Genomic DNA, 12,684 nt, shown 5'->3' on the forward strand with positions numbered 1-12,684 from the left:
GGGACGCCCCGCCTTCGCATTTTCCTCTAGTGCCAGTGATAAGTGGCCACCGCGCCCGGCGCCAGGGTGGCGTCGAAAGAGCGGCCGTCGCACATCACCGTGAAGGTTTTCGCCGTGGTGCCCGGATTTGAGGCGACCAACACGGTCGACCGGTCCGGGTTGGTGAAGGCGACGGTGTCCACCTGGGTCGCGCCGGTGGTGTCCCTTACCGTGCTGGCGATCCGGACCGCACCCTTGGGCACGAACTTCGAGAAGTGTGCGATGTCGCGGTATTGGTCATTGTACGTGACCTGTTTGGTGTCCGAGTTCACCGTGATCGTGCCGTTGCAGGTGCCGCAGCCACCGACATGCGGGCCGTGGTTCTGGTCGAGCGCGATGTTCCAGTCGATCGAGGCCGAACCCCAGTTCTGCATCACCGCGGTGATGGTGGAGTTGTCGCCACCTTCGCATTCGGTCATCAGGATGGGCTTGTCCGGGAAGGACGCCTTGAGCGCTTCTGTGCGCTGGCGTCGCCGTAATAGCAGTGATAAGCCGTGCCATAGATCCACTTGGCCGCGTTGGTGGCCAGCAGGTCGTACGGATAGCTCAGCATCGGGTCTTCGTTGACGAGCTGGTACGACTTGACATCACCTGGGTGCAGGCCCCAGTTGTGGTCGAAGCCAAGGACTTTGGTGTCCAGCCCGGCTGCTCGCAGCGCCGGTCCGAGTTGCTCGATGACCTTGGCCTCCTGCTGCCAGGACAGGTCGGTGCCCGGATAGTTGTTGCGCCGCAAGGCCTGCGGCTCGTTCTGTACGGTCAGGTAGTCGACCCGCACGCCGGCTTTGCGGTACGCCTGCACGAACTTGACGAGATACTGCGCGTACGCCCGGTAAATCGCCGGCGAGTCGATGAGCTTGCCGTCGATCATCGAGTCGCCGGTTTTCATCCACGCCGGCGGGGCTCCACGGGCTGCCGACGATCTGGATCGCCGGGTTGAGTTTCTTCGCCTGCCGCAGCAAACGGCAGGATCTTCGCCTCGTCATGAGCGATCGAGAAATGGCTGAGGGAATAGTCGGTCTGCCCGGCCGGCACGTCGTCGAAGCTGTAGTCCTTGTCCGCGACGAAATCCGAGGCACCGATCGGCTGCCGGAGGAAACTGATGCCGGCGCCGGTGGCGGGATCGAAGAGGTTGTTCATCACCGTGGCGCGGTCGGCGTCGGACAGCCAGTAGAGCACGTTCGCCGAGGAGTCGGTGATCGCCGCTCCGAAACCCGCGACCGTCTGGTATCTGACCCGCGGCTCGACCCCGACAATGGCGGCGCCGAACTTGGCCGGCTGCTGGATCGGCAGCTGGGTCACCGTGGGTGTGTCGACGCCCGGCAGGGTGAGCCACTGCTCGACCGTGGTGGACGGCCGCTGCGCGGGCGCGACGGGGGGCTGCGGCGGTGGTCGCGGCCGCGCTGGTGCTGGCCGCCGCGACGGCCGCGATCACCGCGGTGACAGCCAGAAGTGTTCGGACACGTACGTGTGGGGACATGCGGGCATCCTTTGCTAACCGGTTCACTCCACTTTCAGCGAACCAAAATTTAAGACTTAAAGCAAGGAGGTGACCCGGTCAGGCCGAACAGAAGCACCGCGTGCAGGACTCCACGAACACCTGGACGGCCGGGCGGTCGTCGTCGGCCGTTCGCCGTCCAACTCGCGGCCAAAGCCGGTGCGTACGTCATCGCCGCCGTGGGTAGCCGCACCCGCGGCGAGGGCCTGGCAGCCCTCGGAGCGGCCGAAATCGTGACCTCCCTTGAGAACGTCGAGCCGGTTTTCGGCGTACTGGACAATGTTGGTGGGCCACTGCTGGCGGCGGCGTTCGGGCTCGTGGTCAGCGGCGGATCGGCGCGGTCGATCGGGCAGGCGTCCGGGCAGCCGACCACGATCGCCTTCGAGGCCGAGCGGCTGCGTGGCCGCGACCGGCGGATCCAGCCGTTCGTCATCCAGACACCGTTGGGCGAAGACCTCCAGGACCTGGTCGCGTTGCTGGCACGGAAGGAGCTCGACCCGCAGGTCGGCTGGCGGGCGCCGTGGACGCGGGCGGCGGACGCCGTCGAGGCGCTGCTCGGCCGCCAGGTCCACGGCAAGGTGGTGCTCGACATCACTGCGTAACGGCCTCAGGCGGATGCAACCGGCTCGACAGGTGGTGACTCATGGCCGGTGAGAGCATCCGTAGGTGGACCGCAGGAGTGGGGAACAGGTGGACGGACCATCTGAGCGCGAGCGGCTCGATGAGATCTTCCGGGCGTGCTACGGCCGGTTGGTGATCACCGGGTACGCGCTCACCGGAAACATCACCGAGGCGCAGGACGTGGTCGCGGAGGCGAGGCGTTCATGCGCGGGGTCGCGCATCGGTCGACGCTGCTCGCGGCCGACAGCCCGGAGGCATGGCTGCGGACCGTTTTACGGAACGTTGTTCGCAGGCGATGGCGAAGGTCCAGGCAGCTGGTCGCCCTGCTGCGCCAGTCCGGCCGGAGCGCCGGTGGCCGAGCCGGAGCTGTCGCCGGACCGGGTCGCGGTGATGGCGGCGATCGGCCGACTGCCGGCCGCGCAGCGGGACACCGTGGCGCTCTTCTACATCGCCGACCTGCCGGTGAACGAGATTGCCGCCACCCTCGGCGTACCGGTCGGCACGGTGAAAGCTCGACTTTCCCGAGCCCGTGCCGCGCTTTCCCTTGACCTGAAAGACACAGTGTCATGAACCCGACTGATTTTCGAGACGTACGAGAGCAGATCAGTGGCACTGTTGAGGTGCCGGACCTGGACGTCATCTACCGCTTCGGCGATCGGCGGCGGACCGTGCGACGCGGTGGAGTGGCCGCCGCGGCCGTCGCCATCTTGGTTGTTTTGGCGCTGGTGGGGGTAAATCTGCTGATCGGTGGTCAACGCGGACCGGTGCCGAGCGGACCGCCGCCGACGCTGCCGCCGCCGGTTCACAGCGCACTGAAAGGCGCGGCGGTGGATCTCGGTCGGAAAACCACGCTGATGCAGGTGGTGACGGTGAACAGCTGGCAGTCGTACGCGCTGCTCAAGATCGACAACAACCGGTGGGCGGTGGCGCGTACGCTCGACGGCGGTCGGGGCTGGCAGGCATGGTTCCTGCCCAAGCCCATCGGTGAACCAGACCACCTCACCGTGCATTCGGGCCAGACCCTCTTTGCCACCACCCGCGGGAACCAGGCGTTCGTGGACTATTTCAGCAGGGATGGCGGACAAACCTGGGCGCCGGTGCCGGCGCAGGGCGCGCCGGTCAAGACGATCCCGCAGGGCTGGGATCTGGTGCGCTATGGCACGCCGTCGTCCGCGCCGATTGGCAAAGACGAGGCGCTAACAGCATTTGATCCGGTCACCGGAGTCAGCCACCGGCTGATATCGCAGCCCGACCTGAACAATAGTTCAGTCGCGTCACCAGCGGTCGTCACCGCGAAGGACGGATCTTTGTGGGCGAATCCGGCGTGTACGAGCGCGGGGCAGCTGGTCTTTCCCATCATCAGCCGCGATCAGGGAGCCAGCTGGTCGGGTGCCAAGATAGCGACACCGAAACCCGACGCGTCGCTGGACACTCGTACACCACAGAAATCACCTCTTCCGGCCAGCGATCACGTGGGCGCGCCGCAGGCGTGTGTCGTCGGTTTTGACAGTGTCGACGGGCAAATCGGCTACGCGACGGTCGACGTGCAATCCAACGGACGTACGACCACCGCGTCCAGGATCTACGTGACCCGGGACGGTGGCAGGTCATGGACCTTCGTTCCGCAGGACCGGCCGAGGCACCTGAGCACCGTGGTGATCAGCCCGGACGGATCGCTGCTTGCCGTCGACCGGGGGACCTACAAATTCGAGTCGTTCACAGACTCAGTCGGATCGCTGGTGATCAGCTCCGATGGTGGCCGGAGTTTCGCGCCGGTCTCAGCGGTGGGCAACGTGCGGAGCCTGGCGCACGCAACGCCGGGGCAGCTGGTGGCGGGGAATATCAGGACGATCCGAACTTCTATCAGCGGATGGTCTCCGTCGACGGGCGGCGCTGGGTGCAGACCCAAGGGGTGCCCAACGCTTCCTGGCCGGGATAAAAACTTCGCTGTCGCAGGCAACCTCGCGGCCGGATACTCCGTTTCCTAGGCGACGGAGAATGGAGGCAGCGTGCGGGATGCGGATATGGAGGCGTACCACGAGTACGTCACCGCGCGGATGCATCGGTTGAGACGGTTCGGCTATCTGATCTGCGGGAGTTGGCACACCGCAGACGACCTGGTATCTACCGTGCTTTACAAACTTTATCGGCAGTGGGGCAAAGTGAGCGCGCTGGAGAACGTCGACGCGTACGTACGACGGATGCTGGTTCGTACGTGGGCTCGACGAGTTGCGCCGGCCGTGGCGGCGGGAGTTCAGCACGAAGGACATGCCCGAGGTCTCGATCGACGACACGTACGAGTTTGACTCGGTGCCCGATCGGGAAGCGTTGATGGCCGCTTTGGCCGGGCTGCCGCCAGGACGACGGGCAGTGTTGGTGTTGCGTTATTTCGACGAGCTTTCGGTGGAGGAAACCGCGGCCACGCTGGAGATCAGCGCCGGCACGGTGAAAAGCCAGACGGCCCGTGCCCTGCGCACGCTACGCATGCGGCTGGGCGAGTCCGCCGCCGTTTCTTAGGAGTGAGAAAGAATGGGAAACCTGAGCCAACTGCTGGACGCGGTGTCCGGCGATCCACCACCGCCAGTCTTTGACCTGAACGCGGTGATCGCACGTGGGAACCGGCAACGCCGGGTTCGGATCGCCGGTACGGCGGCGTTGTCCACCGCCGTCGTGATCGCCGGCTCGACCGGCGTTTTCGCGCTGGCCGACCACAATGCGGTGGTGTGTGGTGCAGCCGTCTGTCGGTCGTACGCCGACGACCGTCCCCGCGTCGGCGACCGTCGCGTTGCGGCCTGGGCGGGAAATGACCGAGCCTGCGCCGAAAGCCACCGCCCGGCTGCGGGCTGCTTCGGTCGCGAGCCTGCAGCGGTCCGTGCCAGGCAGCACTTTCGAGTGGACGCTGATCTCTGGAGGCAAACATGACGCGCCTTTCACTTATTACTCCAGCCAAGGCGACTACAAAGCCGCCGGGCTGGTGCGGGACAGTCGCGGGGAGTCGTACGTTTTCATAGACGTGGAGCCAAGACTTCCCGATTCGATGTTTGATGCGTGCAACCCGCCCACCGGTGCGAAACCGAGCCCGTGCCGTCAGTACGTGGCGCCTGACGGTTCGGTGGTCAGCGAGTCGACCTTCAAAACCAGTGGTGGCAACATCCAGTACGTCGTCACCGTGGAGCGGCCAGACGGGACGTCGGTCGGGGCCATGGAGACGAACAGCCTGCCCGGCGCTGACCCGGTGACTCGCTCGGAGCCGAATGTGACCGCCGCGCAGTTGGCTGCGCTGGGGCTCGAGCTGACGGCCTACCCGCCGGGTTATCCCAGGGGGGAAACCGGTGACGTCCACGCAGCCCAAGCCGGGCAAGCCACCGACAGGTGGCACCCCGTAACAGCTGGTATTCGACCCCGCCCAAAGCGACAAAACCGGGGTCGTACGGGCGTGCGCGGTGGCCAGTCGCGGTCATGCGAGTGGGCGTGGGTCGCAAACCTTGGAGTGGTCCCGTAGGACGTATACGGTATCCACAAGATGCGTTTCCAGGTGCTGCGCCCCTCCAGTGCCGGCCGCCGGCTGGCGGTCGCGCTCTGCCTTTTGGCAGCGCTGTCAGCGTGCGCTGGCACCACTGGGGGCCGCGGTCGGCATTCCCGCGGTGGCGCCGTTCGACGCGCGGGCGGTCGCGGCCGGCGGGACGCTGACAGTCGCGCTCAGCTCGGACGCGGACGCGCTTGACCCGACCACCAGCACGACCTTCGTTGGCCGGGAAATCTTCATCAATATGTGCGAAAAGCTCTACGACATCAGCAGTACGCTCGCGGTCGTACCACAGTTGGCGGCCGGGTTGCCGGATATCTCGACCGACCAGAAGACCGCGACGATCCGGTTACGGCCGGGGTTGGTGTTCAACGATGGCACGCCTTTGACAGCCGGCGCCGTGAAGGAGTCACTCGACCGGGACCGGACGAAGAAAGATTCGGCCCGGAGCAAGGAAATCGGCGCGGTCGCCTCGGTCGACGTGGTGGATTCGCTGACCGTACGGCTGAACCTGTCGCGGCCGTTCGCGCCGCTGACCTCGCAGCTGGCCGACCGGGCCGGGATGATCATGTCACCGGCCGCGTTGGCCCGCTACGGCGACGACTTCGGCGCGCACCCGGTGTGCGTCGGGCCGTTCGCCTTCGCCAGTCGGGTCTCGGGCAGCCAGATCGTGCTGACAAAGTCGGGATATTACTACGATCGGGCCAAGGTCAAGCTGGCCCGAATCGTCTACACGATCATCACCGACAGCAATGTCCGGTCCGCCAACCTCAAGTCCGGTGACATCCAGGTGGCCGAGCGGGTCGCCTCCTCCAGCGATGTGCCGTTGCTGGCCGCGGACGGAAAAGTGCGAGTGCTGTCCGGCGGCACTATCGGCTATCAGGGCATCACCATCAACCTCGCGAATGTGGCTGGTTCGACCGGAAAACCCGGCACGGTCAACACGCCACTGGCTAGGAGTCAGCAGCTCCGGCAGGCCTTCGAGCTGTCGCTGGACCGCGATGTCATCAACCGGGTGGTCTTCAACGGCCTGTACGACCCGGACTGCTCGCCGTTGCCGCGGCTGAGTGTTTTTTCGCGATCCAGCGCTGAAATGTTCGACTCGCGAGGTGGCCAAGGCGAGAGCGCTTATCACCGCTAGCGGGGTGAAGACGCCGATTCCGGTGCAGCTGATCGTGACCGCCGCGGCGCAGAGCGAGCGGCTCGGCGCGGTCATCCAGGGGATGGCCAAGGACGCCGGTTTCGCGGTCAGCATCGTGCCGGAGGAGTTCGTCACGTCACTTGCCCAGGCGAAATCAGGGAAGTTCGACGCCATTCAGGTCGGCTGGTCGGGCCGGGTCGACCCGGACGGCAACCTGAATGGCCTGGTGAACACCGGTGGGTCGAGCAACTACGGACTGATCCATGACCTGGGCATCGACAGCGACCTGAAGGCCGCCGCGGCCACCGCTGACGTGCCGGCCCGGCGAGTGCTCTACAGCAGGATCATCGATCGGCTGGATGCCTTGCAAGGCAACATCTATCTTTACCACGAGCGCTACTTTCTGGGCGTATCAGACAAGATCGCCGGCATCCGCTACTACGCCGACGGGCTGCCGCGGCTGACCACCGCCGGCTATGCGGCACAGGCGGGTGCCTGATGGGCTGGTATTTGTTGCGTCGGGCCGGTGCGGCCCTGGTGGTCATCTTCCTGGCCAGCGTGCTGGTCTTTCTGGGCGTACGAGCGCTGCCTGGCGATCCGGCGCTGGTGCTGGCCGGTGAGGACGCCTCCCCGTCGGTGATCGCCGCCATTCGCACCGAATACGGCCTGGACAAGCCGCAAGCCGCTGCCCGTTCAGTATGTGGACTATCTTTCCCAACTGGCACACGGAAACATGGGAGTGTCCACTCAGGACAAGCTGCCGGTGACGCAGATCCTGGCCGAGCGGCTGCCGATCACGGTGGAGTTGGCCGCCTTGGCGATCGTGATCGCAGTGCTGGTCGGCGTCGGCGCCGGTACGATCGCGGCCGTACGGCGGGGAAAACTGGCCGACTACGCGGCGACCGGGTTCGGGCTGGTGGGCCTGTCCGTCCCGCATTTCTGGTTGGCGCTGCTGGCGATCCTGGTGTTCGCGGTGGGTTGGGGCGTGCTGCCCGCGTCCGGTTTCGTGTCGTTTACCGTGGATCCGCTGGACAACCTGCGCCGGATGGTGTTGCCGGCGCTGGTACTCGGGACCGGTTTCGCCGCTGTGCTGATGAGACAGACGCGGTCGGCGATGCTCAGCTCACTGTCGGCGGACTACATTCGTACGGCCAGGGCCAAAGGGCTGTCGGAAGCAAGAGTCGTCGGCCTGCACGCGTTGCGCAACAGCCTGACGACGGTGGTCACCGTGTTGGGCCTGCAGTTGGGCGCGCTGATCAGCGGCGCGGTGGTCACCGAGCAGATCTTTGTCATCCCAGGCTTCGGAAAGCTGACGATCGACGCGGTGCTGACCCGCAACTACCCGGTGATCCAGGGAGTCGTCCTGGTGACCGTCGTCGGGTACGTGGTGATCAACCTTCTGGTCGATGTGGCTTATGCGGCCCTGAATCCGAGAACCCGGTTGGTGGCGGCCGCCGATGGCTGAGCAGGTGATCGCGACGCTGCCGGCCGCGCGAGAGCGGCAGGGCGTCCGGATGTGGCGAAGGTTTCGCCGCCAGCCGCTGCCGATGACCGGCCTGGTGTTGGTTGGTCTTTTCTTACTGTTGGCCATTTTCGGTCCGCTGGTGACCACGGACCCGGCGGCCACCAACTTCGACAACGTGCTGGCGCCACCATCGCTGGCGCATGGTTCGGTTCGGCACCGACGACCTGGGCCGAGACGCGCTCGCCCGGCTTGCCACCGGCGCCCGGATTTCGTTGACGGCGGGCGTGCTGTCCACCTTGCTGGCGATGCTGGTCGGGATTCCGATCGGTCTGGTGGCTGGCTATTACCGGCGCTGGGTCGACCCGATCCTGATGCGGGGCGTCGACGTGGTGTTGGCGTTTCCGTTCCTGATCTTCGCGGTCGGACTGGCCGCGATCCTCGGGCCGTCGCTGCGTAATGTGGTGCTGGCGCTGGGAATCTCGCAGATTCCAGGGGTCGTACGCATCGCCCGTGGCGAGACCCTGGCGCTGCGTCAGGAAGACTTTGTGGCCGGCGCGATCGCCGACGGCGCCGGCGACGGGGTGATCCTTTTCCGCTATATCCTGCCGAACGCGGCGAACGCGCTGATCGTGCAGGCCACGGTGGCCATTCCGGTGGCGATTATCGGCGAGGCCACGTTGTCCTTTCTCGGCCTTGGCGTGCAGCGCCCCACTCCGTCATGGGGTGTGTGATGCTTACCGACGCGCAGCAGTTTCTCAGCCAGGCACCGTGGCTCGCGGTCTGGCCGGGCGTGCTGATCGCGCTCGCCACTCTCGGATTCAACCTGCTCGGCGACGGGCTCAGAGACGTCCTCGACCCGCGGGGTGCGCGATGACAGCGTTGGAGATTTCCGAGCTGGCCGTACGATTCGCGACCGAAGATGGCGACGTGCTGGCCGTCAAGGACGTGTCTTTGAGCGTACGACCGGGGGAGATTCTGGCGCTCTGCGGGGAATCCGGTTGCGGGAAGTCGGTCACCGCGATGGCGGTGAGTCGGCTGTTGCCACCGAACGCCCGAATTTCCGGGTCCGTACGCCTGGATGGCCGGGAGCTGACCGGTCTTTCCGAGCGGGAGCTGCGGCAGGTCCGCGGCAAGGACGTGTCGATGGTGTTCCAGGAGCCGATGACCTCGCTGAACCCTTCGTTCACTGTCGGCTTCCAAATCGACGATGTGCTCCGTCAGCATGAAAAACTATCCCGCCGGGCGGCTCGCGTCCGGACGGTCGAATTGCTGGAACTGGTCGGGATCGCCGACCCGGCCCGGCGGTGCCGGGAATATCCGCATCAGCTTTCCGGCGGCATGCGGCAGCGGGTGATGATCGCGATGGCGGTGGCCTGTTCGCCGCGGGTGTTGATCGCGGACGAGCCGACCACCGCCCTGGACGTGACGATCCAGGCCGGCGTACTGGACATTTTTCGGGATTTGGCGGACCGGTTGGGCACCGCGATCGTGCTCATCACTCACGATCTCGGCGTGGTCGCCGCGGTCGCCGACCAGGTGGCGATCATGTACGCCGGCCGACTGGTCGAGCGGGCCGGTGTCACCGAACTGTTCGCGGCGCCCCGCCATCCGTACACCGTCGGGTTGCTCGGCGCGTTACCAGCGGCGGTCAGCCGCATCAGCGACGGCACTCGTGGCCGATTGGTGGAAATTCCCGGCATGCTGCCCGATCCCCCCCGCCGGGATGGGGATGACTGTGCTTTCGCGCCGCGCTGTCGGCGTGCCGAACCGGACTGCGCCGCGGCCCGCCCGGCGCTGGCCGGCACTGGACGGTCCACAGTGGACAAATACAGCCATCAGTTGGCGTGTTTCCATCCGGAGGCGGTCCGATGACCGGGCAGGTGCTGGAAGTCCGCGATCTGGTGAAGCACTACCGGGTCGGCGGCGGTCGGTCGGTACGGGCAGTGGATGGCATTTCCTTCGACATCGCGCCCGGCGAGGTGCTGGGGCTGGTAGGCGAGTCAGGCAGCGGAAAGTCGACGGTCGGCCGCTGCCTGGTCCGGCTCATCGACCCGACCGCCGGCACGATTTCGTTGAATGGCCGGGACATCACCCACCTGTCCCGACGCCAGCTGCGACCGGTCCGGCGGGACATCCACATCGTTTTCCAGGATCCTTTCTCGTCGCTGAACCCGCGGTTCACCGTTGGCCAGATCGTCGCCGAACCGCTACGCCGGCATCGACTGGCGGCCGGCGCCCAGCTGGCGTCGAAGGTGACTCGGATGCTCGACCGGGTGGGTTTGCCAGCGACCACCGCGCATCGCTATCCACATGAGCTGTCCGGCGGTCAGCGGCAACGGGTCGGGCTGGCCCGTGCGCTGGTCTTGGAGCCGGCGCTGGTGGTGGCCGACGAGCCGGTGTCCGCATTGGACGTGTCGGTGCGGGCGGCGGTGCTGAACCTGATCACCGATTTGCAGGCGGAGATGGGATTTTCCTGCCTTTTCATCACCCATGACCTGTCCGTGGTCGAGTTCCTCGCCGACCGGATCGCGGTGATGTATGTGGGCCAGATTGTGGAACACGGCCCGCGGGAGCAGATTTTCGGTCAGCCGCAGCATCCTTACACGCAGGCGCTGTTGTCCGCCGCGCCGGTGCCCGACCCGGTCCGGCAGCGCCAGCGTCGCCGGGTGGTGCTCGGCTCGGACGTGCCCTCACCGGTCGCGCCGCCGCCCGGGCTGCCGATTCCACACCCGCTGCCCGGTCGCGGTGGATCGCTGTCGGGAGGACGAACCAAAACTGGTGGACGCTCGTACGAGCGGGCAGTTGGTCGCCTGCCACCTGGTGACCGCGACGAGCGTGCCAGATGTCCTCTGACGCCGGCGATTCAGCGCAGAACGTTGTCGATTTCGAACGTCTGAACGGTGTTTGTGCCAAACCAGCAGCGGAAACCCTTGCCGGACAACGATGTGTCGGAATAGGCCTGATACGCGTCGCCGCCGTCGGTCTGGGTGACCCAGCGGCGGACCTGGCCGAGATCGCCCACCACCGTCCCGAAAGCGGACAGGTCATAGGAAACCCACTGCGCGGTGCCCAAGTTCGCGGTAACCAGGACCAGCTTCCGGGTGGCCTGATCGTACGCAGCGACGGTGTTCGGGTCCGCGCTGCGGATCACCTGCATGCCCGGCCGGATGTGCCGGCTGTAATGGGCCAGCACATAGAACTTGCGGCGCACCGTGCCGACGGTGCCGGCGGTTTCGTCGGCGTCCAGCAGGCCCCAGTCCGAGCCGTCCAGCACCTGCCAGTAAACCCAGGCGCTGGGATGCAGCCAATACATGTCCAGGTTGATATTGCTGGCCATGCTCAGACCGGTCGCGTCGTTTTCGCCGTACTCGGAATTCCAGAGTTTCTTGCCGGCCGCGACGACGACGTCGTTGTAGAGCAGGTCACGGCGGCCGCCGCCCTGCTGATAGCCGTGCACGTTGACCCGGCCGACGCTGCCTTTGGCCTGGCTGCTGAAACCTCCCCAGGTGGCGCGGGCCTGGTCGTACGTGTTTTCGTCGGAGGCGGCCACCATCGTGCTGGTCAGGCCGCGGCTGTCCAGCTCTCGGCGGAGGCCTCCGACCACGGTTTGTTGAGTGGAGGCGCCGAAATGGCAGCCCTCCTGGGTGCCGAAGGCGGTCCACCAAGGCGCGGCCGGCTCGTTGAAAGGCTCCACCGACGCGAAGTCGATGCCCCAGTGGTCGTGCGCGTATTTCGCGACGGTGGCGAGATAGACCGCGTGCTGCTGGTAGTTCCAGGACTGCAGGTTGTCGGTGATCCCGATCGGGGAGCCGGACGGATTGTGGTTGTAGCACATCCACCACATCGGCGAATTCGAAAACAGCTCGAAGGTGGTCGCGCCACGGTCGCGGGCCTTGCCCATGATCGCCCGCTGGCCGGCATCGGCCAGCCAGTTCCAGCTCGCCGAACTCGGGTCCGCACTCGTCCAGTCCAGCCAGTAACCCTCCATTTGCCGGCTCGCTGGGATATTGGACGACGGCACCATCGTGGACCCGTCGCTGGTTTTCGCCGCCGTACAAGCGCCAGCGTTGTAGCGCACGACAGTCAGCCCCAAACCGGGGAACAGATTGCCCTCGTACGACACTTGGTTGGTGGTGAACAGCAGGTCAGCGAGGTCGTCCCGGGTGCCGTACGCCTTGCCCCACCAGCACAGCGAAGTGCCCCAGCCTTCCCAGACACACCATGTCGTCTTCGGGTCGATCGCGACCGACATGTCGGCCTCGGTGGACACCGGCGGCACCAGCACACTCAGGGCTGCGGCGCTGGACGAAGCGAGGAAGGTCCGGCGGTCCATGTGGGCTCCCGTCGGTCGGATTTCAACTTCCTACACGTACCAGAATTGGCCGACTTGTTCCATA

General features: G+C 66.0%; 16 protein-coding genes and 3 pseudogenes. 15 read left to right on the top strand and 4 right to left on the bottom strand.

The annotated features are described in order from the left end of the window. Positions 1-26 precede the first annotated feature (26 nt). Genes GNX96_RS49725 through GNX96_RS49735 form a run of 3 tightly spaced genes read right to left on the bottom strand, consistent with a single transcriptional unit; the run spans position 27 to position 1,215 of the window. Positions 27-458, bottom strand: coding sequence for a glycoside hydrolase family 30 beta sandwich domain-containing protein (locus GNX96_RS49725; RefSeq protein WP_279579661.1), 432 nt, complete (start codon positions 456-458; stop codon positions 27-29). After that, positions 458-925 (bottom strand): glycoside hydrolase, encoded by a 468-nt coding sequence (locus tag GNX96_RS49730; protein WP_279579662.1) that lies wholly within the window; start codon positions 923-925, stop codon positions 458-460. The genes GNX96_RS49725 and GNX96_RS49730 overlap by 1 nt, the downstream gene beginning before the upstream one ends. Next, entirely contained in the window at positions 922-1,215 is a 294-nt protein-coding gene (locus tag GNX96_RS49735; protein ID WP_279579663.1) for a hypothetical protein, read from the bottom strand. The genes GNX96_RS49730 and GNX96_RS49735 overlap by 4 nt, the downstream gene beginning before the upstream one ends. Positions 1,216-1,231: 16 nt before the next feature. Here GNX96_RS49735 and GNX96_RS49740 point away from each other — a divergent pair, with 16 nt between their 5' ends. From GNX96_RS49740 to GNX96_RS62810, 15 genes and pseudogenes are all read left to right on the top strand, one after another. Next, complete coding sequence (locus GNX96_RS49740) at positions 1,232-1,534, top strand: hypothetical protein (RefSeq protein WP_279579664.1); 303 nt, start codon at positions 1,232-1,234, stop codon at positions 1,532-1,534. Positions 1,535-1,713: 179 nt separating this feature from the next. Beyond that, positions 1,714-2,136 carry a zinc-binding dehydrogenase gene (locus tag GNX96_RS07265; protein WP_279579665.1) on the top strand — a complete coding sequence of 141 codons (423 nt, stop codon included), beginning with the start codon at positions 1,714-1,716 and terminating at the stop codon, positions 2,134-2,136. Between the two features lie 88 nt (positions 2,137-2,224). Continuing rightward, a complete protein-coding gene (locus GNX96_RS07270) occupies positions 2,225-2,725 on the top strand; it encodes an RNA polymerase sigma factor (RefSeq protein WP_163567479.1) in 501 nt (166 codons plus the stop codon). Then, positions 2,722-4,143, top strand: coding sequence for a sialidase family protein (locus GNX96_RS07275; RefSeq protein ID WP_163567480.1), 1,422 nt, complete (start codon positions 2,722-2,724; stop codon positions 4,141-4,143). The genes GNX96_RS07270 and GNX96_RS07275 overlap by 4 nt, the downstream gene beginning before the upstream one ends. Positions 4,144-4,164: 21 nt before the next feature. After that, positions 4,165-4,461 (top strand): sigma factor, encoded by a 297-nt coding sequence (locus tag GNX96_RS49745; RefSeq protein WP_279579666.1) that lies wholly within the window; start codon positions 4,165-4,167, stop codon positions 4,459-4,461. Beyond that, on the top strand, positions 4,424-4,672 hold the full coding sequence (locus GNX96_RS49750) for a sigma-70 family RNA polymerase sigma factor (RefSeq protein ID WP_279579667.1): 249 nt from the start codon (positions 4,424-4,426) through the stop codon (positions 4,670-4,672). The genes GNX96_RS49745 and GNX96_RS49750 overlap by 38 nt, the downstream gene beginning before the upstream one ends. Before the next feature lie 211 nt (positions 4,673-4,883). After that, positions 4,884-5,657 carry a hypothetical protein gene (locus GNX96_RS07285; protein ID WP_163567481.1) on the top strand — a complete coding sequence of 258 codons (774 nt, stop codon included), beginning with the start codon at positions 4,884-4,886 and terminating at the stop codon, positions 5,655-5,657. A gap of 142 nt (positions 5,658-5,799) precedes the next feature. Continuing rightward, the gene (locus tag GNX96_RS07290) at positions 5,800-6,822 is read left to right on the top strand and encodes an ABC transporter substrate-binding protein (RefSeq protein WP_163567482.1); all 1,023 of its coding nucleotides are present in this window, start codon (positions 5,800-5,802) and stop codon (positions 6,820-6,822) included. Between the two features lie 4 nt (positions 6,823-6,826). After that, positions 6,827-7,321 (top strand): periplasmic substrate-binding domain-containing protein, encoded by a 495-nt coding sequence (locus GNX96_RS07295; RefSeq protein ID WP_279579668.1) that lies wholly within the window; start codon positions 6,827-6,829, stop codon positions 7,319-7,321. After that, positions 7,321-7,443: pseudogene (locus tag GNX96_RS62800) on the top strand (ABC transporter permease); the annotation flags it as partial. The gene GNX96_RS07295 and the pseudogene GNX96_RS62800, both read left to right, overlap by 1 nt. 118 nt (positions 7,444-7,561) lie before the next feature. After that, positions 7,562-8,287 carry an ABC transporter permease gene (locus GNX96_RS07300; RefSeq protein WP_279579669.1) on the top strand — a complete coding sequence of 242 codons (726 nt, stop codon included), beginning with the start codon at positions 7,562-7,564 and terminating at the stop codon, positions 8,285-8,287. A 49-nt stretch (positions 8,288-8,336) separates the two neighbouring features. Then, a pseudogene (locus GNX96_RS62805) lies at positions 8,337-8,465 on the top strand (hypothetical protein); the annotation flags it as partial. 22 nt (positions 8,466-8,487) lie between these two features. After that, entirely contained in the window at positions 8,488-9,018 is a 531-nt protein-coding gene (locus GNX96_RS49755; protein ID WP_279579670.1) for an ABC transporter permease, read from the top strand. Next, positions 9,018-9,161 (top strand): hypothetical protein, encoded by a 144-nt coding sequence (locus tag GNX96_RS49760; RefSeq protein WP_279579671.1) that lies wholly within the window; start codon positions 9,018-9,020, stop codon positions 9,159-9,161. Before GNX96_RS49755 ends, GNX96_RS49760 begins: the two co-directional genes overlap by 1 nt. Further along, positions 9,158-10,950: pseudogene (locus GNX96_RS62810) on the top strand (dipeptide ABC transporter ATP-binding protein); the annotation flags it as partial. The gene GNX96_RS49760 and the pseudogene GNX96_RS62810, both read left to right, overlap by 4 nt. 200 nt (positions 10,951-11,150) lie before the next feature. Here the strand turns inward: GNX96_RS62810 and GNX96_RS07320 are convergent. Next, positions 11,151-12,620, bottom strand: coding sequence for a glycoside hydrolase (locus tag GNX96_RS07320; protein WP_163567485.1), 1,470 nt, complete (start codon positions 12,618-12,620; stop codon positions 11,151-11,153). Positions 12,621-12,684: the final 64 nt, after the last annotated feature.

It is taken from the genome of Fodinicola feengrottensis (genome assembly GCF_010993775.1).
GTDB lineage: Bacteria > Actinomycetota > Actinomycetes > Mycobacteriales > HKI-0501 > Fodinicola > Fodinicola feengrottensis.